The 20,226-nt window shown below is 54.5% G+C and carries 20 protein-coding genes; 10 read left to right on the top strand and 10 right to left on the bottom strand.

Annotation, left to right across the window (positions count from 1 at the left end; all coding sequences use genetic code 11):
- Positions 1-5 precede the first annotated feature (5 nt).
- The 5 genes from uxaC to NST43_RS20600 form a co-directional block, all read right to left on the bottom strand.
- Positions 6-1,427: a glucuronate isomerase gene (gene uxaC, locus NST43_RS20620; RefSeq protein WP_339219063.1), complete on the bottom strand. Its 1,422-nt coding sequence runs from the start codon at positions 1,425-1,427 to the stop codon at positions 6-8.
- Between the two features lie 39 nt (positions 1,428-1,466).
- Entirely contained in the window at positions 1,467-2,954 is a 1,488-nt protein-coding gene (locus NST43_RS20615; protein WP_339219061.1) for an altronate dehydratase family protein, read from the bottom strand.
- A gap of 63 nt (positions 2,955-3,017) precedes the next feature.
- Complete coding sequence (locus tag NST43_RS20610; RefSeq protein ID WP_339219059.1) at positions 3,018-4,439, bottom strand: tagaturonate reductase; 1,422 nt, start codon at positions 4,437-4,439, stop codon at positions 3,018-3,020.
- A 136-nt stretch (positions 4,440-4,575) separates the two neighbouring features.
- Positions 4,576-5,571, bottom strand: coding sequence for a LacI family DNA-binding transcriptional regulator (locus NST43_RS20605; protein WP_339219057.1), 996 nt, complete (start codon positions 5,569-5,571; stop codon positions 4,576-4,578).
- Between the two features lie 215 nt (positions 5,572-5,786).
- Positions 5,787-6,005: a hypothetical protein gene (locus NST43_RS20600; protein WP_036698535.1), complete on the bottom strand. Its 219-nt coding sequence runs from the start codon at positions 6,003-6,005 to the stop codon at positions 5,787-5,789.
- 207 nt (positions 6,006-6,212) lie between these two features.
- Here NST43_RS20600 and NST43_RS20595 point away from each other — a divergent pair, with 207 nt between their 5' ends.
- Positions 6,213-7,322, top strand: a complete 1,110-nt coding sequence (locus tag NST43_RS20595) for a hypothetical protein (RefSeq protein ID WP_339219056.1) — start codon at positions 6,213-6,215, stop codon at positions 7,320-7,322.
- Positions 7,323-7,442: 120 nt separating this feature from the next.
- Here NST43_RS20595 and NST43_RS20590 read toward each other — a convergent pair whose 3' ends face one another.
- From NST43_RS20590 to NST43_RS20580, 3 genes are all read right to left on the bottom strand, one after another.
- Positions 7,443-8,345: a manganese catalase family protein gene (locus NST43_RS20590; protein WP_339219054.1), complete on the bottom strand. Its 903-nt coding sequence runs from the start codon at positions 8,343-8,345 to the stop codon at positions 7,443-7,445.
- 72 nt (positions 8,346-8,417) lie between these two features.
- Positions 8,418-9,779 carry a metallophosphoesterase gene (locus NST43_RS20585; RefSeq protein ID WP_339219052.1) on the bottom strand — a complete coding sequence of 454 codons (1,362 nt, stop codon included), beginning with the start codon at positions 9,777-9,779 and terminating at the stop codon, positions 8,418-8,420.
- Positions 9,780-9,872: 93 nt separating this feature from the next.
- A complete protein-coding gene (locus NST43_RS20580) occupies positions 9,873-10,427 on the bottom strand; it encodes a hypothetical protein (RefSeq protein ID WP_209984592.1) in 555 nt (184 codons plus the stop codon).
- A gap of 87 nt (positions 10,428-10,514) precedes the next feature.
- Here NST43_RS20580 and NST43_RS20575 point away from each other — a divergent pair, with 87 nt between their 5' ends.
- The 4 genes from NST43_RS20575 (at position 10,515) to NST43_RS20560 (ending at position 13,099) form a co-directional block, all read left to right on the top strand.
- Positions 10,515-11,090, top strand: a complete 576-nt coding sequence (locus NST43_RS20575) for a TetR/AcrR family transcriptional regulator (protein ID WP_339219050.1) — start codon at positions 10,515-10,517, stop codon at positions 11,088-11,090.
- Positions 11,091-11,257: 167 nt separating this feature from the next.
- Positions 11,258-11,923 (top strand): ribonuclease H family protein, encoded by a 666-nt coding sequence (locus tag NST43_RS20570; RefSeq protein ID WP_339219048.1) that lies wholly within the window; start codon positions 11,258-11,260, stop codon positions 11,921-11,923.
- Between the two features lie 71 nt (positions 11,924-11,994).
- Positions 11,995-12,663: a uracil-DNA glycosylase gene (gene ung / locus NST43_RS20565; protein WP_339219046.1), complete on the top strand. Its 669-nt coding sequence runs from the start codon at positions 11,995-11,997 to the stop codon at positions 12,661-12,663.
- A gap of 31 nt (positions 12,664-12,694) precedes the next feature.
- Positions 12,695-13,099 (top strand): hypothetical protein, encoded by a 405-nt coding sequence (locus NST43_RS20560; protein WP_076079955.1) that lies wholly within the window; start codon positions 12,695-12,697, stop codon positions 13,097-13,099.
- Between the two features lie 81 nt (positions 13,100-13,180).
- Here NST43_RS20560 and NST43_RS20555 read toward each other — a convergent pair whose 3' ends face one another.
- A complete protein-coding gene (locus tag NST43_RS20555; RefSeq protein ID WP_339219045.1) occupies positions 13,181-14,317 on the bottom strand; it encodes an AI-2E family transporter in 1,137 nt (378 codons plus the stop codon).
- A 162-nt stretch (positions 14,318-14,479) separates the two neighbouring features.
- On the opposite strand from NST43_RS20555, the gene NST43_RS20550 reads away from it, so the two are divergent.
- A complete protein-coding gene (locus tag NST43_RS20550; RefSeq protein WP_339219043.1) occupies positions 14,480-14,947 on the top strand; it encodes a hypothetical protein in 468 nt (155 codons plus the stop codon).
- A 26-nt stretch (positions 14,948-14,973) separates the two neighbouring features.
- Here NST43_RS20550 and NST43_RS20545 read toward each other — a convergent pair whose 3' ends face one another.
- Complete coding sequence (locus tag NST43_RS20545; RefSeq protein ID WP_209985220.1) at positions 14,974-15,291, bottom strand: hypothetical protein; 318 nt, start codon at positions 15,289-15,291, stop codon at positions 14,974-14,976.
- A 304-nt stretch (positions 15,292-15,595) separates the two neighbouring features.
- Here NST43_RS20545 and NST43_RS20540 point away from each other — a divergent pair, with 304 nt between their 5' ends.
- The 4 genes from NST43_RS20540 (at position 15,596) to NST43_RS20525 (ending at position 19,985) form a co-directional block, all read left to right on the top strand.
- Positions 15,596-16,357 (top strand): DeoR/GlpR family DNA-binding transcription regulator, encoded by a 762-nt coding sequence (locus NST43_RS20540; protein WP_209984573.1) that lies wholly within the window; start codon positions 15,596-15,598, stop codon positions 16,355-16,357.
- Positions 16,358-16,396: 39 nt separating this feature from the next.
- Positions 16,397-17,308 (top strand): 1-phosphofructokinase, encoded by a 912-nt coding sequence (pfkB, locus tag NST43_RS20535; protein ID WP_339225484.1) that lies wholly within the window; start codon positions 16,397-16,399, stop codon positions 17,306-17,308.
- Between the two features lie 47 nt (positions 17,309-17,355).
- On the top strand, positions 17,356-19,308 hold the full coding sequence (locus NST43_RS20530; protein ID WP_339219041.1) for a fructose-specific PTS transporter subunit EIIC: 1,953 nt from the start codon (positions 17,356-17,358) through the stop codon (positions 19,306-19,308).
- A 176-nt stretch (positions 19,309-19,484) separates the two neighbouring features.
- Positions 19,485-19,985, top strand: coding sequence for a Crp/Fnr family transcriptional regulator (locus NST43_RS20525; RefSeq protein WP_209984568.1), 501 nt, complete (start codon positions 19,485-19,487; stop codon positions 19,983-19,985).
- Positions 19,986-20,226 lie beyond the last annotated feature (241 nt).

The raw sequence follows: 20,226 nt of genomic DNA, 5'->3' as shown, positions 1-20,226 counted from the left end.
TCCATCTAGGCGGTGACTCCGGCTTCGCTGCCGGCAGTCTGGAAGCCGAAATACCCGGCTGCGTTATTGTAGGAGATATCCCGGGCCATAGCCCCCAGAACTTCTAGGTCATCCGGCGCTTCCCCGCGTTCGGCAAGTTCACCGAGCAGTCCGCACAGGACCCGGCGGAAATATTCATGCCGGGTATAGGAGAGGAAGCTGCGCGAATCGGTCAGCATGCCGACGAAGTTGCCGAGCAGACTGCCTTCGGCCAGCAGGGTCAATTGCTGGCGCATGCCGCTGCGCGTATCATTGTACCACCAGCCGGAGCCGAGCTGGAGCTTGCCGGGAGTGTCCTTCTGGTAACAGCCCAGCAGAGCCAGCAGGGCAGGGTAGTCGCCGGGATTCAGCGAGTAGAGGATCGTCTTCGGCAGGCCGCTGCCGCTCTCGGCCCGGTCAAGCAGCTGCGACAGCGCTGTGGTCAGCGGCAGATCATTGATGCCGTCATAGCCGGTATCCGGTCCAAGCCGCTGGAACATCGGCGTGTTATTGTTACGGTAAGCATGCAGGTGAAGCTGCATAGTCCAGTCCTTGTCATGGTAGAAGCCGATCAGCGCGGTCAGCAGTTCTGTGCGGTAGCGGGTGATTTCCTCCGGTGACAGCGCAGCACCCTGCATTCTTTTGGCAAAAATAGCTTCAACCGCCTCAGCTTCACCCGCTTCATAACGCAGGACATCCAGCGCATGATCCGAGAGGCGGCAGCCCTGCTCGTGGAAGAAGGCAACCCGGTTACGCAGGGCATCCAGCAGCCCGGCATAGCTCTTGACCGGCAGGCCGGAGGCCGACTCCAGCTTAAGGGTCCAGGCGGCGAAGCCTTCTGCATCGATGTTCAGCGCCTTGTCAGGACGGAAGGTCGGGAACACCTGGAAGGCGGCCTCACTCCCGCTCAGCAGCTTGTGATACTCCAGGGAATCTGCCGGATCATCGGTGGTGCAGATCACCTTGACACCGCTGCTGCGGATCAGACCGCGACGGGTGAAGCCCGGTTCAGCCAGCTTACGGTTGACCTTCTCCCAGATGGCCGGCGCCGTGGCTTCATTCAGCATCTCCTCTACACCGAAGAAACGGCGGAGCTCCAGATGCGTCCAGCTATACAGAGGGTTGCCTACTGCCTTAGGCAGTGTACGGGCCCAGGCCAGAAATTTATCATAATCAGAGGCGTCACCGGTAATATGCGATTCAGGCACGCCGTTCGCGCGCATCAGCCGCCACTTGTAATGATCGCCATACAGCCAAGCTGCGGTCAGATTCTCAAATGGCTGGTCCTCATAGATTTCGCGCGGGTCCAGATGGCAGTGGTAATCGATAATGGGCATGGTTTTGGCGTAATTATGAAAGAGTAGCCGTGCTGTTTCGCCGGACAACATGAAGTCCTCGTTTAGGAACATGAATAGGATCTCCCTTTGGGTGGATTGGAATAAGTTCTACTACAAGGTAACGCCAGTTTTGAAAATAGCCAGCTCACGCACTTCATTCTGCTCGTTCCGTGTTTTTTGGCCGCTGGCGACATCAATGATATACGTGATGAATTCCTCCAGCACATCGGCCATCGGCGTTTCCAGCAGGGGGCCTGCGTTGAAGTCCATCCAGTGACCTTTTTTGGCAAAAAGGTCGTTGTTCGTTGCTACCTTAACCGTAGGCACAAAGCTGCCGAACGGCGTGCCGCGGCCGGTTGTGAACAGCACGAGCTGGCAATCGGAAGCGGCAAGCGCGGAGGCAGCGACCAGATCGTTGCCGGGAGCCTGCAAGAGGCTCAGCCCTTTTTTGCGCAGCTTCACGCCATACTGCAATACATCTACCACTGGCGACGAACCGGCCTTCTGGGTGCAGCCGAGCGATTTGTCCTCCAGCGTGCTGATGCCGCCGGCCTTGTTACCGGGAGAAGGGTTCTCATAGACAGGCTCGCCGTAAGAGAGGAAATACTGCTTGAAGTTATTGATCAGCGAGACGATATCTTCATAGACTTCCTTGCTCTCTGCGCGGGCCATCAGCACCTTCTCCGCACCGAACATTTCCGGCACCTCCGTCAGTACCGAGGTTCCGCCCTGGGAGATAATGAAGTCGGAGAACGCACCCAGCAGCGGGTTGGCCGTGATGCCGGAGAACCCGTCAGAGCCGCCGCATTTCAGGCCGATGTTCAGCTCGCTCAGCGGAACCGGTTCACGAACGTCGTTCGCAGCGGCTTCATACAGCTCCTCCAGCAGCACAAGACCGGCTTCCACCTCATTGCCTACCTCCTGGGCCACCAGGAATTTAACCCGGGATTCGTCATGATCGCCCAGCATGCTGCGGAACTCGGAGACGATATTATTCTCGCAGCCAAGACCGAAGACGAGTACACCGCCTGCATTGGGATGATTGACGGCATCGAGCAGAATGCTGCGGGTCATGCGGTGGTCATCGCCCAGCTGGGAGCAGCCGTAAGGGTGCTTCAGCACGGTCAGGTTGTCGAATCCGCCAAGATCGGGATGCTCGGCCTTGAACTCCTTAAGCATCTGCTCGGCCACGCCGTTCACACAGCCTACGGTCGGAATAATGAACAGATCATTACGGATGCCCACCTTGCCGTTACTCCGCCGGTACCCCTGGAAGGTCAAATCACGGCGCGGATAGATCACCGGATGGACATCCGGCACATACTCGTATTCTTCCTCGCCGGACAGATTGGTTTTGATGTTATGCGTGTGAATCCAGTCGCCTGCGGCAATCGGAGCCGTGGCATGGCCGATTGGGGAACCGTATTTGGTAATGATGTCTTCGCTGCTGAAATCAGTCAGGGCAATCTTATGACCCTGCGGAATATCCTGTGCTGCCTGCACCGTCAGTCCGTCTATCGTCAGTTGTTCTCCGGCCGCAATCGGCCGCAAGGCTACAGCAACGGTATCTCTCGGGTTCATTTTCATTAAGTTCTTCATGTTGGCCCTCCTAAAAGTTTGTAAGCTATACTTCTCCGAGCTTCTTCGTACAAACGTGCTCGTTCAGCCGACGAGTTCCTGTAATGCTTCGCGGGAATCTTCACGCTCCAGCTGCTGCAAGTGGGCGGCAACCGCATTAGCCAGCCCCGGCAGCTGGGTCAGATCCTGTCCCCACAGGCTGGTGTCGGCAAGAATAGTGTTCACAAAGCTGGCCGGCTGGCTCCAGGCCTGATCGAATACTGCCAGCACTTCAGCGCCGTCCTGCCGGGGAATACGGTCGCCCCGGTAGCTGAGCAGCAGGGCGGCGAAGGCGAGAGTCATCCGCTCCGGCAGCTTGCCGCGTTCCTGCTGGTAGCGAAGCAGGACCGGGAGCAGGCGGGCCTTGAATTTGGAAATGCTGTTGAGCGAGATGGAGGTCAGCTCATGACGGATGAACGGATTGCGGAAGCGCTCTTGTACGGCATCGGCGTAGGACAATAGCTGCTCAGCAGGCAGATCCAGCATCGGGATCAGCTCCTCTTCGATCAACTGCTTCACGAAGCGGGAGAAGGTACCGTCGTTCATGACGTCTTCAACCGTCTCAAGACCGGCGAGCAGGCCCAGAGGGACCATAGCGGTATGCGGTCCGTTCAGCAGATGAACCTTGCGTTCGCGGTAAGGGGTCATATCCGGTGTGACCACCACATTCAGTCCGGCCTTAGCCAGCGGCAGGCGCTCTGCCAGAGAATCCGGCCCTTCAATTACCCAGAATAGGAACGGTTCTGCGGCCACCATCACGTTATCGAGATAGCCCAGCTCGGCTTCGAGGGCAGCAGCCTGGTCCCGCGGATAACCAGGAACAATGCGGTCCACCAGACTGCAGCAGAAGGTATTCTCGGACTTTAGCCATTGCAGGAATGCTGCGCCAAGGTTCCAGTCAGCCGCATAACGCTCTACGATCTCCTGTAATTTCTCGCCGTTGCGGTCAATCAGCTCGCAGGGGATAATGACGAAGCCCTTCTTGCCAAGCTCGAAGCGGCGGTGGAGCAGCGCAGTCAGCTTGCCCGGGAAGCTCTTAGGGGGAGCATCGTCTGCGCGGTCGCCTGGAAGATAGGCAATGCCGGCTTCGGTAGTATTGGAGGTGATGAACTCCAGATCATCATCCTCGGCGAGCGCGAGATAAGCTTCGTAATCCATATATGGGTTAATCCCCCGGCTGACCGAGCTGATCATCTCGCGGGAATTGACGGTCTCGTTGTCCATGATGCCGTTAAGCAGCACCGTATAGAGATTGTCTTGCTCAGTCATATGCTCTGCTACTCCGCCGGCGGATTGGGCAATGGGCTGGACGATTACAGCGCTTCCGTTGAATAATCCCTGATTGTTCATTTGCTGCAGCTGCCAGTCAACGAAAGCACGCATAAAGTTGCCTCCGCCGAACTGAATCATCCGTTCCGGATGGAGGGGTAACCCCGGGTGAGTGCTTCTGGATAAACGGTTTGTCATAGTGGTCATGATCTCCTTTAGAATACAGTGATAAATTGCACACGTTAACATTTTATTTTAAGCAAGATCCGGAATTCCTTCTCTTGTCCAGGAAGGCTCCGTATCTGCAGAAAATAGCGGGTGGGTTGAAATAGAGTTATACTCCTGCAACCGTATCCCTTACCACCAGCGAAGTCTTAACGAACAGCTGCTGCGGCGGGGTCTCCGGCTGCTGAAGCAGCTGGACCAGCATGGTGATGCCCAGCTCACTGATCTCGGCAATCGGCTTCCGGACCGTGGTCAGGGCAGGATTCGTATAGCGGGCGAACATTATATCATCGAAGCCGATCAGCGAGATCTGCTCCGGCACCTGCACCTTCTGGGCATAGCAGGCATTCATGGCGCCAATCGCCATATCATCATTGGAGCAGAACACAGCCGTAGGCCGGTCCTCCAGGCTAAGCAGCTTGCTCATCGCCGCATATCCGCTCTCAATGCTGTAATCTCCTGGGGCAAAATAATCAGGATTCAGCGGAAGCCTGCCTGCAATCAGACTGTCCAGGAAGCCCTGCTTACGTTCGCTTGAGGACTTGAAGCCGGGCTTGCCTTCAATAATAGCCAGCTTGCGGTGACCCTGCTGCAGCGCATAATCAATCGCTTCCTTCACGCCTTCGCGGTCATTGGCCACCACGTTCATGATGCCGGGGTCCTCCAGCTGGCGGTTCAGCACCACTAGCGGAATGCCCATCTTTTTCACATGATAGATGAAGGCATTATCTTCATCGCTCTGGCTCATAACTAGAATGCCGTCGAAGCGCTGGGGCTGAATATTGCTGAAATGCTGCACACCATCGATCCCGTTCACCGTCAGATTATAGTTCTCATCGAGGCTATGCGTAATGCCTTTGATCGCATCCACCAGGAAGCTTGCGGAAGTCCCCTGCTCAATACTGGAGAAGAACAGGCCGATGATGAACGATCTCTTGGTGACCAGGCTCTTGGCACTGTAATTCGGCACATAATTCATTTCGGCGGCGATCCGTTCAATCTTATCCCGGGTGGCCTTCTTGATCAGCGGGTTGCCGTTCAGCGCCCTGGATACGGTAGTATGGGACACACCGGCAACACGGGCAATATCTTTGATGGTAATCATAGGTTCTCCCCGGGTACATGGAATTGTTAACGATTTCAGTTTAGTTCTCCAGCATCGTCAAGTCAATAGTTTATTGGAATGCACACGTTAATATTTTGTGAAAAATGAACGCAAAAACAGACCCGGATCAGGGCCCAGGGTCTACGTTTGAAGAGGGGAGGGAGAATAACAGGCGAGCGCTGCTTCTCCTCTGATAAAGAGACCCCGTAGCCTTCTCAGGCATGGTTGTGCTGGAATTTCGTAATGTCGCGGGCGTAGTGCGAGGTGGTGCCATCGAATCTTTTCAGCCGGACATATTCGTCAGAGAATTTCTCAACGACTCCGCTGCCTACCTGGGAGTACATTCCGTCAGGGTCAAGCTGGAGGGCAGATACGAAGGTCTGTGACAGTGCGGCTACGAAAAAATCAATATTTTTAACAAGTGTCTGTGGCAAAAGTTCCAGTCCTTTCATCGAAATATAATTCATCCTCAGCGGGAAAAAACTTAAATCTTATTGTACGACAGGCTGCCGGATTTGAACATAGGCTATACTTGGTGTATATATATCCAGCCAGCCGAAAGTTGACACAGGGATGTCCGGTTCGTATGTTATGCTCTCATTATAAGTGAATCCAATTACATCAGCAGGAGGAATTCAAGAATGGCCGAACCCCTGAAAGCAATGTACAACCAAGAATTCCTGCACAGCCTGGGTATGAAAATTCAAGCCGTCTACGGTTCGTTCGAGCCGGACCGCTTCATTGCTGAGGCGATGAAGGAGCCGTGGGAGGAGCTGGAGCTGAAGGCGCGGATGCGGCGGATTACAGAGACGCTGGGCAGCTGCCTGCCCCCGGCTTATGAGGAAGCGCTGAAGATATTGTATGCGATAGATAAGGACTGTGTCGGCTTCCCGTATCTGATTTTTCCCGATTTCGTTGAGGTGTATGGCCGAAGTGAGGAGCACTGGGAGCTGTCGATGGAGGCGCTGGAGCGGTTCACCCAGAGGTCCTCGGCGGAATTTGCCGTCAGGCCGTTTCTGCTGCATGATCCGCAAGCGATGATGGACCAGATGCTGGTCTGGGCGGAGCATCCGGGGGAGCATGTGCGGCGGCTCGCCAGCGAGGGCAGCCGTCCCCGCCTGCCGTGGGGCCAGGCGCTGCCGATGTTCAAGCGCGATCCGTCTCCGCTATTGCCGCTGCTGGAGAAGCTGAAGGCTGACCCGTCACTCTATGTGCGCAAAAGTGTAGCCAATAACCTGAACGATATCGCGAAGGATCACCCCGATATCGTGATAGCCACCGCCCGCCGCTGGCTGGGCAGTGACGCGAACACGAACTGGATTGTGCGGCATGGCTGCCGCTCTCTGATCCGCAAAGCTGACCCTGAGATCATGGAGCTGTTCGGATATGCTCCGGAGGAGAGCGGCACCCCGCTGGTCAGCTCGGCTGTCCTTACGGCAGACCCGGCTGTACTGCGGATCGGAGAGCACTGTGAGCTGCAATACGCTCTGACCATCCGGGAAGGTGGACCAGTACGCATCCGTATCGAATACGGGATCAACTTCGTCAAGGCCAGCGGTAAGACCTCGCGCAAGCTGTTTCTGTTATCCGACAAAACCGTGCCCGGCGGCACCAGACTCTCCGGTACCCGGACCCACCGCTGGGCCAACCTGACCACACGCAAGCACTATCCCGGAGAGCATACCCTTGTGCTGCTTGTGAATGGACGGGCGGTTGCCGATACCTCACTGCTGCTTGAGCCGGAGTTATAAGGCCGAGATCTTAGAAGTGTCCATACCCAAACAAAGCGGATGTTCCGGCAGCCAGTTCATGGCTTTCGGGACATCCGCTTCTCTATAGGTGCTATTATTCGCTAGGCTTGGCTCTGGCTGCTAGTCATGAATATTCCCGGCCATTTTAAGCCGTTTGGCAATCTCCTTGAATTCCTCGGCTGAGATGCCCGGTGCGAATTCTTCCTTCAATTCCGGGGCTTCGGGGATAGGGAAGCCTTTCGGTACGCCCTGAATGACCTCAAGCGGAAGCCCGTCCTCGGGGTGAGTGCCCTTCCAGATCTGGTCAATGGAGCTGAAATCCTTATCGCTCCAGGTATACAGCTTCGTATGAACGCCCTTTTCCTCGTACTTTCTGGCTTCATTGAACGCTTTGTTGTCCAGGGAAGGAATCGGCACCAGCTTGGTAACATTAACGCCTGTGGCAATCTCCAGGGCCTTGGCGTAAGCAACCACGTGAACGCCTCCACGGACAAGCAGGAAGCCAACTACCGCCCGGGCCGCAGGGTGGTCGGTCATTTCGTAGACCTTCATTTTATGGGTTCTTGCTCCGCACTCCAGGAAGAAGTTATGCAGCAGATCTTCCACGAGGTTGCCGCTGTTGAACACATTGGCTCCGGTCCATGGATTGCCCATGGAATCGAACGGCATGGCTCCCTGTGCGCCTGCCAGGAAGTGATAAGACAGCCGTGCATCTTTGACATCCGCAAGCGGCGTAGAATCCGGCTTCTTATAGGCCGTGGAACCTCTTAGACATTTATTCACGGCGTGGGAGACCAGCTCAACATGGCCCAGCTCCTCGGCGGTAATACTCATCACCAGGTCGTAGAAGGGCTTCAGCTTGTCCTTGGAGCGGAAGTTGAAGGACTGGTACAAGTAGTTATTGAGTGTTGACATTTCACCGAATTTGCCTCCGAGCAGCTCTTGAACGGCTGCTGCGGCATTAGGATCTGGTTTCTCGACGTCCGGGATTTCAATCATAATCTCATCCATACGTGTGAACATGGTGATCATCCTCCTCAGCAATAGGTGTAAGCATACTTGTCTATCTTACACCTATTTCCAGTTCTTCAAACATCACCGCTGAGGAAGCTGGACATGCAGCTCATGATTGTTTTTCGGCTGCTGCGAGGCCATCTCCAGAACATAGCTTCTCGTTCCGCTTGCCGGGGCATCCTGCCAGAGCCGGTAGCCTTCTGTGGCGGTCACGGCAGCATTGCCCGTACTGGCCGAGCCGGCGAAGTAATTCTCGTTCAGCCTTCCGACAACGTCAGCCATTTGCTTCAGCTCAGCCTCCGTATAACGGGCGTAGGCGGGGTCTTCAGCCAGACGGGAATAACTCCGGGTGGCAGACCGCTTGCGGAAATTGGCCTCACTGTAGGCCCTGAAGCCCAGCAGGTTCGGATCGGTATTACCGGTGGCTGCCGCCCACTGATCCATCCCTAATCTTGCAGTGCTGTAATCCAGAGACTGACGGGCGGAGGAATAGGTTAAGAGTCCATATTGATGGGGAAAAACAGATAAGGCACTGCTGGCGATGTCATAGATGCGCTGCCCGTCATGACTATATTCACTGATATCCTGGATGTGTATATGGCCGCTGAGAACCGTCCGCACGCCGGTCTTCATCAAGGCATCTGTAACCTTGGCATGATCCTCTACAGTGAAGCCCTCCTGAATGAATTCACTGTGATTCAGCAGGCTGTGATGCATGACCGTCACGAGCTGCGCGCCTGCGGCAGCGGCCTTCGCGCCGCAGGCGGCGATCCATTCCAGGGTCCGGTCGCTGACCCGGCCCTCCAACTGGGGATGGCCCAGCTTTTTATTGTCCCCGTACTGTGCAGTATCCAGCATGAGCAGCCATAGCTCCTCCGACGGGGCAGCCAGATAGCTGAGCGAATCCTCATCTCTGAGCAGGGCTTCATCATAACCGAAGCCGCCATAGATTTTGCGGAATGCTGTGGCGCTCACGGAATCAGTAGCGTATTGGCGCTTATCGCGGAAGCTCCGGGCCCAGGGATTCTGGATATCATGATTGCCCGGAATCACATAGATCCGGGTTCCGGTGTCTTGCTCAATGCGCTTCAGATGTCCGGCCAGCTCCTTATGGCTGGCTTCTTCACCGTTGTTGCTGAGATCCCCGCTGATAATCACCACATCCGGCTTGCGGATTCCGATATCATAGCCCAGCGCCTCCATCATCTCCTTGCTGTAGCCGAGCTGCTTACCGTCACCGGCAGCCAGAAACTGCTGGAAGGCAGGCCCGAGATCCCTTAGCTCCTGCGCTAAATAATGGGTATCGCTCGTTGTCAGAATACTCAGATCATGACCGGACTGAATCCGGTATTGCGGCTCCGGCTCCGCTGCATCCTGTCCGCTACAGGAGGAGAGCATCAAGAGCAGAAGAGGAAGGATAGCATTCTTACGGATGAACTTCATTAGGCCAGCACCTCTTTTCGCGGGTAACAACAGGAAAAAGGGGTGTTCTCCCCGGCTGCTTGCCCGAAGAGGAACACCCCGCACCCTGCCGCATTATTTTTTCACTTCAGTGACGCCGGTTACCTTCCCCTGGTCTGCTGCGGAATAGGTAGCCTGGTATTTGTCATCAGAGAAATAGACATTACCTTCAATGGTGGCATTCACGACGGCGAAGCCGTCAGCCTCTACATAGACATCACCCACAAAGGTCCCTCCCTGAATCCGGGCATTCTCGCTGCGGATCGTCAATTTCGGGGCGGTGAGCTTGAAGGAGTTCGTGATGTTGTGATCAGCATCCTGGGTATAGAGCGCGATTTTGCGGGCAGGCTCTTCCTTATGGATGAATTGTCCATCGAGCACAAGCTCCTCAGTGAAGCTCAAGTCGTTCAGCGTAGCTGCAATCCAGGTGCCGTCTTTGCTGATTGCCTTCTTGAAGGCTTCCCCGTTATCGACTACCGAAGCTGAAGTGACTGCATCCGGTGCAGCGGTAGCCGCCGTATTGCCCGTGTTCGCTGCTGTGCCAGTGTTGCCTGCATTTTTGTTTGCGTTGCCGCAGCCGATGAGCAGGGTCAGGGTGAATGCCGCAAGTATTACTGCGATCTTTCTCATGTGAATAACCTCCTTGGGGTGTGTAAGGGTGAGATGTTTACCGATCGTTCTATTAATGGTAAAATAGACCACGAAAGGAGCATGATCATGGCGCGAAGCAAAGAGTTTGACATTGATGATGTATTGCTCAAGGCAATGACGATTTTCTGGCAGCAGGGCTATGAGAAGACTTCAATGCAAGATCTTGTAGCCGGCATGGGAATTCACAAGCGCAGCATGTATGACACCTTTGGAGACAAGCATACCTTATATATAAAAGCGCTGGAGCGCTTTGCATCCATTCAAAGCTCCAGGCTGGAGAGCCGTATTGAAGGCATTACCTCGGCCAAGGCAGCCATCCGCCTTTTATTCGAAGCCACCATCCATAGAAGTGAAGCGGAGCCGAAGGGCTGTATGCTGGTGAATACGGCAGTTGAGCTGTCTAATCATGATCCGGAAGCTGTTGACCGGGCTAATGAGGCTTTTCTGAATACCGAGAGATTAATTGAACAGCTGATCCTGCATGGACAGGAGACCGGAGAACTATCCTCCCGGCATCCGGCTCCGGCGCTGGCTGCGTATCTGCATAATGCCCTGGTTGGACTGCGGGTTATGGTCAAGGCAACGCAGGATACAGGCAAGCTCCAGACCATTGCCGATACTACGCTTGCTGTGCTGGACTGAGCTGAGCTGAGCTGCCGTATTAGTATGAACGCGCCTGCCGGTAATTATCCAATATATATTCGGGATGGCAGCAGGCGTGCGGAGTGTATTCGGACTTCAAAATGAACGCGGTATGCATTACAATATGATTCTGGATGAGGTTACACCGGCAGGAGGGAGCAGTAGGAATGGCTAAGCAGAAATACTACGTAGTATGGGAAGGAAAGCAGCCTGGAGTCTACAATACATGGGCGGAATGCCAGGCGCAGACGGATCATTATACCGGAGCGAAATACAAGTCCTATGAGAGCAAGGCGGCTGCTGAGACAGCCTTCAAGGCAGGCTGGAAGGGGAACTGGGGCACCGGTGCGGCAGCTTCAGGGGCGTCCGGTACAAGCAAGTCAGGCAAATCCTGGGGACGGAGTGCCGGCGTGGAGACGTCTGAGGAAATCGATTATGACAGCATCTCCGTGGATGTGGGCACCCGGGGGAATCCCGGACCGGTAGAATACAAAGGCGTGGATACCCAGACCGGGGATGTGATTTTCTCCTGCGGTCCGATTAGTAAAGGGACTAATAACATCGGAGAGTTCCTGGCGATTGTGCATGCGCTGGCTCTGCTGGGCCATGAAGGCAGCCGCAAGACGGTCTATAGTGATTCTGTCAATGCAATGAAATGGGTCAAGCAGAAAAAGGTAGCTACGACCTTGCCCCGGGATGCCTCCACGGAGGAGATCTGGCAACTGATTGACCGGGCGGAGAGCTGGCTGCGGAGCCATACCTATGACAACAAGGTGCTGAAATGGCAGACGAAGTCATGGGGCGAGATCAAGGCGGACTATGGCCGCAAATAAGTTCCTGTTATTCTGGTTAATAACAGGTAATGAAACAATACTAATAGCAGGGTAATTGGGAGGAGAACAGGATGTTCGGCAACGATTGGGATGAAGTGCTGCAGGAAGAGACGCAGAAGCCTTACTTTGAGGAATTGCGCTATGCCCTGGCACGCGAGTACAAGCAGTATACAGTCTATCCCCCGAAGGACAAGCTGTTCTCGGCGCTGAAGCTGACGCCTTACAGCAAGACCCGGGTAGTCATTCTCGGACAGGACCCGTATCACGGTGCAGGACAGGCCCATGGCCTTAGCTTCTCGGTTGAGCCGGGTGTACGGATTCCGCCGTCACTGCGCAATATCTATGCTGAGCTGCATAGTGATCTCGGTGTTGAGGTGCCGGGCCACGGATCGCTTCTGCACTGGGCGGAAGAAGGCGTGCTGATGCTGAATGCTGTGCTGACAGTACGCGAGGGCCAGCCGAATTCGCATAAGGGTCTGGGCTGGGAGACCTTCACGGATGCCATCATGGAGAAACTGAATGAGCGGACAGAACCGATGGTCTTCATCCTGTGGGGCAGCCATGCCCAGCTGAAGGGCGCGGTAGTGGACCGCAGCAGACATAAGGTGATCCAGTCCCCGCACCCGAGCCCGTTCTCTGCACACCGCGGATTTCTCGGCAGCCGCCCGTTCTCGCAGGCCAACCAGTATCTGGAGCAGCATGGGCTTAAGGGCATAGACTGGTCCATACCGAAGGTATAAGTAGTTCAGGCACAGCGGAGGGGGTGGAGCCATGAAGCATTGGGTAGGCAGACCGGTCATTATGTACTGCGGTGAGCAGCCATATACGATCATGAAAGGCGTTCTGCGCAGATGGGATCTTGCAGCTTCGGTAGCCGTCATCGGACATCAGGAGATTGCCGTCCCTTTTCGCGATATTGTGTACATCAAAGCACTGGCTCCCAAAGAGAGAGCATTGCCCCCGGTTCTTCATTCGGTCGGATATATCATGAGAGAACGTCTGCAGTTTGATAATGCCGTCTATTTCAAATCAGCAGTTACCGTCTGGAAAGGGGACCAGCTGGTTGCGTTCAATGCGACGATCATCGCACATACCAAAGGCTCCGTGACGCTGCGCGATGGTCAGAATCTGCCTAAGGGCAACCACACTTTCGTGGTCCGCTCGCTGCGGGGCTGAAGTCTAGATACATCCAACTGTGTACATTGAAAAGCCCTCCGGCGCGGAGATCTTCTGCGCCGGAGGGCTTTTTGTCAACTGCTATACCTTATCGTCCTTCAAGATCTCAATCTCAATACCCGTCGGAGCACTTGGCTCGGGTACGGGTTGATCCACCCGTTCGGCGACAATGATCTCGTAAATGCGCAGGAAGATAATTTTGATAATCATATAGACCGGAAGCGCAATGAGGACGCCGATCAGGCCGTAGAAGTCGCCCCCCACAAGTACAAGCAGCACCGTGGTCAGCGGATGCACATCCAGTGACTTGCCGTAGATGACCGGGGACAGCACGTTATCCTGAATCTGCTGCGCGATCAGAATAACGACCGCTGACCAGATCGCGAGTGAAGGCGATTCAATGAACCCCACGATTACAACGGGAACCGCCGCCAGCAGCGAGCCCACATAAGGAATGAAATTAAGCGGGATGGAGATCACGGCGAGCAGCAGAGAATAAGGCAGGCCGATCAGCAAAAAACCAATGTATAGCAAGATGCCCAGCACCACATTAAGCAGGACACGTGTAACGATGAAGCCGCTGAGTGCAGAGTCAATATCCTTGAACATCTCCTGGCCTTCCTTGCGGTATTTCTTCGGGATCAGGCCCTGAAGAATCGGGGACAGCTTGTGCCCGTCCTTCAGCATGTAATAGAGAATAATCGGTAGGGTAGCGATAACCACGACAATACTGGAGATCACTGTGATCAGGTTGGACATCGAATTGGTCACCCAGTTAATGGCACTGTTCAAATACTCCGTCAGGCGTGTGGTCACATCCGTGTCCCCCTTGAAGAAGCGGGAGAAGGACGGATCATTCTGGAGCTTGTTGAACTGATTCTGTATACCCTCGACCAGATAAGGCGTATTGTCAATGAAGTTCTGGATTTGCTCGCGCAGTGTAGGCCAGACCAGCACCCAGAATAAGACGAACAGTCCGGTGAACAGAAGATAAATCAGCAGGACAGACAGCCCGGGCTTAACATTTTTGGTCCCCAGATAGTTGACAATCGGCCGCAGAAGATAATACATAAAGCCCGACAGCATCATGGGTACGAGCAGCAGTTGAATGATAGATACCAGCGGTGTGAACAGAAAAATGACCTTCGAGCCCAGGTACAGAATCGTCAAAAAGGCGATAATGGCCAGGCAGGTCCGAAAATACTTGCTTTGAAGCACAGCAGCCCCCCCTATCTCTTAAGTTATGTTTATGTATACATATCTTTATAACCCAATTAGAAGAGATTGATTCAGGCCTGACCGGGAGCCGCCGCCACATGCGGGATTCAAGCGACAGGCAGAGTGGTAATATTGCAGTAGCAGTAATAGGAGGGATGCCGCATGCCAACATTGGTATTGGGTATTTTTGGACACCGGAGTGATGCGGTGCTGGCGATCGAAGAATTGAAGAAGAATGGGATCAAGGCGAAGCATATCTCAGCTGTCACGAAGCAGAAGAACACGCTGGAGATCATCAGCAAGGATGCCGCGATTGGAGATGTGGAGACGGGGCAGGGGAATAATGGCTTGTACGGTACAGCCCGCGGGCTTGGGGTAGGCCTGGATATGGTCGCGGATTCTGCGGTCGCAGCAGGTCCGGCAGCCCGCAAGCTCGCTGGGGCGGATCTGGAGACAGACGGCCTTGCGGTCAGCCTGATCGGAATGGGGATTCCGCAAGATGACGCGGAGGCGTATGCGGAGCATGCTGATCTGGAGCATATTATTGTGATTGTTCTTCTGCCCGAAGAGGAGCTGCGGGAGAAGGTACAGGCTATATTTACGAAGCATGAGGTCATACCTTTGAAGTAAGCGATGGGTTCGGAAAATATAAGGGATCAACGCAGCCGGCGGGATTTTCGTCTGGCTGCTTTTTTTTTGCGGTTCTGCACGAACAGCACCGGGTCGATGCCGGCACCTACCTGTCCGCCTGTTTCCTTGGTCACCTGCTTGGCTTTTACCAGAGAGAAAAAAGCAAACAGTTCCCCGAGCACGCCGAAGCCGGCGGCAATAATCGCATAATCCTCTGCACTGAGCTCCTCGGTTTCTACTGGGCCATCACTGCCGCTCCCACCGTGGCCTTTAATGCCGCCGTTGCTGCCATTGCCGCCGTTACCGCCCGCGCTGCCATATCCGTTGTTATTGTAATAGGCCATCTCCTGTTCACCCGCTTTTCCCCATATGTATTATAAATATGTCGCTCGCCGCCATTGTGAAATAGGCGATCGGGAGGTAATTTTCCACAGCCGGATGAACGAATATCGGGACGAAATGAGCAAAAATAAGCTGGGGAACCCTCTTTACAGTTAATGAAAACGCTGTTACAATCATAAATGAGCACAAATGGTCAATATCAGTCACGAGTGATTTGAAACCAGTCATCTTATTTTCCAATTCAGTAGTTACTGTATATATAGGAATCCGGCAGCGGGTAGCTGCACATCCTAAGGAGTGAGCTGCATGTTTGAAGAAGAACGTAAACGGATGATTCTGCTGTTTGTCGAGAAGCATACAAGAGCGTCGGTTCAGGAGCTGGGTCAGGAGCTATCCGTCTCTGAATCCACCATCCGCCGGGACCTCAAGGAGCTGGAGGAAGCACGGCTGCTGAAGCGTACGCATGGCGGGGCGGTGTCGCTCCAGAGTGTCAACTTTGAAGCGGCGGTTCCGGACAAAGAAGAACGGTTCCTGGAGGAGAAGCTGCGGATTGCCGGGAAGGCTGTGGAGATGATTGAGGAAGGCGATGCGATTCTCCTTGACGGGGGTACCACTACGCTGCAGATTGCCCGGGCGCTGAAATCATTCCGTAACCTCAAGGTCATTACCAACTCGATCATGGCGCTGAATGAGCTGAAGGATTGCCGCCATATTGAGGTGTCCATTACAGGCGGGATGCTAAGGCCGGACACCATGGCTTTTGTCGGGCCGATGACCGAACGCTCGCTGGATATGGTGCGGGTGGATAAGGCCTTCCTCGGCACCAACGGGCTGGATATCCGCGAAGGGATCACGACGCCGAATATGCTGGAAGCGGCCACCAAGCGCAAAATGATCGCTGTAGCGAAGCAGACGATCCTGCTGGCCGACCATAGCAAGATCGGGCAGATCTCCTTCTGCAAGGTTGCAGATCTGCAGGAGATGGATCACTGCATTCTGGATACGGGGATACCGGATAGCTTCCGGAGGCAGCTTGAGAAGCTGGAGGTAGACTATACACTGGTGTGATGGGATGGAAAGACAAACATTATAAATGAGGGATGAATGATGATCTATACTGTGACACTTAATCCTTCCGTCGATTATATCGTGGAGGTAGAAGAGTTAACACTAGGCGGACTCAACCGGATGAAGCGGGATATGAAGCTGCCTGGCGGAAAGGGCATTAACGTATCCCGAGTTCTGAAGCAGCTTGGGGTTGAGAATACGGCCACCGGATTTCTTGGCGGCTTCACAGGCGGCTACATTGACACCTGGCTGGGCCAGGAGGGGATATCCGGCGACTTCGTTCCTATTGCAGACGATACCCGGATCAATATCAAGCTTAAGGCCGGGCAGGAGACAGAGATTAACGGAGCCGGACCTGTAATTACAGAGACCGAGACGGCTTCTCTGCTGCACAAGCTGGATGCTCTGAAGCCGGGTGATATTGTGATCCTGTCAGGGAGCACGCCACCTTCGCTCGGCGGAGATTTCTATAGCAGACTGATTACGGTATGCAAGCAGAAGGGCGCGGAGTTTGTTATTGATACAACCGGGCAGGCTTTGCAGGACGCTTTATCCCAGGGGCCGCTGCTGGTCAAGCCGAATCACCATGAGCTGGCAGAGCTGTTCGGTGTTCAGATTAGTACCAGAGAAGAGATTATCACTTACGGACGCAAGCTGCTGGAGGGTGGTGCCAAGCACGTGCTGGTCTCGATGGCTGGCGAAGGCGCATTGTTTATTTCGGGTCAAGAAGTCTACCATGCCAGCGCCCCTAAGGGCCAGGTGAAGAATTCAGTAGGTGCGGGAGATTCGATGATTGCCGGATTCGTGGGCACCTTGTCGCTGACAGGGAATGTGCTGGAAGCGTTCCGCGCCGGTGTCGCATCAGGAAGTGCCACAGCGTTCTCCGATGATCTGGCAGACCGGGCATTGATTGAAGAGCTTCGTCCGCTTATTGCCATATCTCAGCTATGAATAACAGAGGTTAGCAGGTTCAAGTACATTCGGGGAGTTGAGAATTGATGAAAATTACAGATTTGATGATACAGGAAACGATGATTATGGAGCTGCAGGCTACCACGAAGGAAGGGGCCATTGACGAGCTGATTGCCAGCCTCGCGGCTAGCGGACGCATCACGGATGCAAAGCTGTTCAAGGAGAAGATTCTGGAGCGTGAAGCCCAGTCCAGCACCGGCATCGGCGGAGGCATTGCTATGCCTCATGCCAAGACCAAGGCCGTTAGCGAAGCAACGGTAGTATTTGCGAAGAGCAGCGCCGGAATTGATTTTGCCTCCCTGGATGAAGCGCCGGCCCATATATTCTTCATGATCGCCGCGCCGGACGGAGCTGGAAATATGCACCTGCGAACACTCGCTGCACTGTCCAGGCTGCTCATTGAAAGCGAGTTCATCGAACAACTCATGAATGCCAAGACACCTGCCGAGGTGTCCGCCTTATTCGATGCCAAGCAAGCGGAGGCGGAAGCTCAGGCAGAAGCGGAAGCGAAGGCAGCGGCGGTGAAGGATGCTGCACCGAAGGCAGCTGCGCCGCAAGCTGAACCTGCACGGATGATTACCGGGAACCCCAATTCACAGAGCTTCGTTGTTGCTGTAACAGCGTGTCCTACAGGAATTGCCCATACCTATATGGCAGAGGATGCCCTCAAGAAGAAGGCCAAGGAGATGGGCGTCAATATCCGAGTCGAAACCAACGGCTCAGAGGGTGCGCAGAACGTGCTGACTGCAGATGAAATCGCCCGGGCCAGCGGCGTCATTATCGCTGCCGACAAGAACGTGGAGATGGAACGCTTCAGCGGCAAGCCTGTACTCCAGCGTCCGGTTAGCGACGGTATCCGCAAGTCAGAGGAGCTAATCCGGATTGCAGTTGCAGGAGATGCGCCTATCTATCGCGGCTCTGGTCGCAATGAAGAAGGGGCGGCATCGGTGAAGTCCGGTTCTATTGGAAGCAAAATCTACAAAGACCTGATGAACGGCATCTCGCATATGCTGCCGTTCGTAGTTGGCGGAGGCATTCTGCTGGCGATCTCCTTCCTGATTGAACAGGTGGCCAGTCCCGACAATGCGCTGGTCAAGCTGCTGCAGAGCATCGGCGGCGGTGACGGAGCCTTCCACTTCCTGATTCCGATCCTTGCCGGATTTATCGCGATGAGCATCGGTGACCGGCCTGCGCTGATGCCGGGTATGGTCGGCGGTCTGATGGCCCTTAACTCCAATTCGGGCTTCCTCGGCGGTCTGGCTGCCGGGTTCCTGGCTGGTTATGTAGTGGTAATGCTCCGCAAAGCCTTCTCCGGCCTGCCGCGCACACTGGACGGTCTGAAGCCGATTCTGCTCTATCCCGTATTCAGTTTGCTAATTACCGGCGCGGTTATGTTCTTCCTTTTCGATCCGTTATTCAGCTGGATTAACGGAGGACTGACCGATGCGCTTAACAATCTGGGTACCGGCAACAAGATTCTGCTGGGCCTGGTGCTTGGCGGGATGATGGCCATTGATATGGGCGGTCCATTCAACAAGGCAGCCTACACCTTTGCCATCGGCGTGTTTACGTCCAGCGGCAATACGAACGGAATGATGATGGCCGCAGTTATGGCCGGAGGGATGGTGCCTCCGCTGGCGATTGCCCTGGCAACCTCGTTCTTCAAGAATAAATTCACGGAGACCGAACGCAAATCCGGTGTAACCAACTATGTGCTGGGCTTGTCGTTCATCACCGAAGGGGCCATCCCATTCGCTGCGGCCGATCCGCTGCGGGTGCTTACCTCTTGTATCCTGGGCTCTGCCGTAGCTGGCGGGCTTACCCAGCTATGGAACATCAACGTTCCTGCACCGCATGGCGGTGTGTTCGTAGCCTTCCTGTCCAGCAATGCCGCGCTGTTCCTGTTATCTGTGCTGATCGGTTCCGTGATTTCCGGTCTGATCCTGGGGCTCTGGAAGAAGCCGATCACAGCAAAATAACGTATCTTGCCTTTCCCTGAAACCGCTTGGGAGCAGAGACAGTCCTCTGTCCCCAGGCGGTTTCTTTGCCATTTAACTCTTGAAAAATGGCTGTTTTACGCTTGCCCCTCCATTTTAGTGTCTTATTTCGTTATAATTAACAATAGATATACAGAGAAGGCAAAGGAGAATGCGAAATGATTCTGCACAGAGGTGAGGTCTTATTCCGCCAGGGAGACGGCGGCCAGAACCTGTTCAAGGTGAAGAGCGGACTGTTCAAGGTCACGAGACTGCATGAGAACGGGAACATGGTACTGTTCAACCTGTTATATCCGGGTGAGACTGTTCCGCATCATTCCCTCATTTCGCCGAAGGAGGCGCATGGAACCGCAGTGGCAATGATGAAGAGTGAGGTTGAGCTTATTCCGGCTGCAGAATGGTACCGGGAACTGAGGGAGAATCCTGAGAAAGTGATGGAGATCGCCCTCTTGCTCCAGGAGAAGGTGCGGTTCATGCAGACGAGGCTCGATCATCTCACCGTTGGAACGCCGGGGGAACGGATGGCTCTGCTGACCCGCTGGCTGACCGAATACACTCATGGCGCACAGCTTACAGATCTGCTGACACAGGAAGAGATCGGACAATTGATCGGTGTCCGCCGCGAGACGGTCAACCGTCTGCTGCGGAATCAGGGCTGATTGCTTATTTTTAATGGAAACTGTTTAGAGTGGCCCCTCAGCGTGGTATAATCTATTCAGAACATATCAAACTAAAGAAAGGATCAGGATACCATGTGTCCCCGAAGGACGATTCCCCAAAGGACGATTTGGAAACGTTATGATCTGTCTTATACTTAGCTTCCCTGTAGGATGTGCGCGAACCGTTGTTCATTGACGAAGCCGTTTCTGCGAAGGGAAGGGAGTATTGTATGCGAAGGAG

Source organism: Paenibacillus sp. FSL H8-0332, from assembly GCF_037963835.1.
Classification (GTDB): Bacteria; Bacillota; Bacilli; order Paenibacillales; family Paenibacillaceae; genus Paenibacillus_AQ; species Paenibacillus_AQ rhizoplanae.
This window is presented reverse-complemented; position numbering and strand designations above follow the sequence as displayed.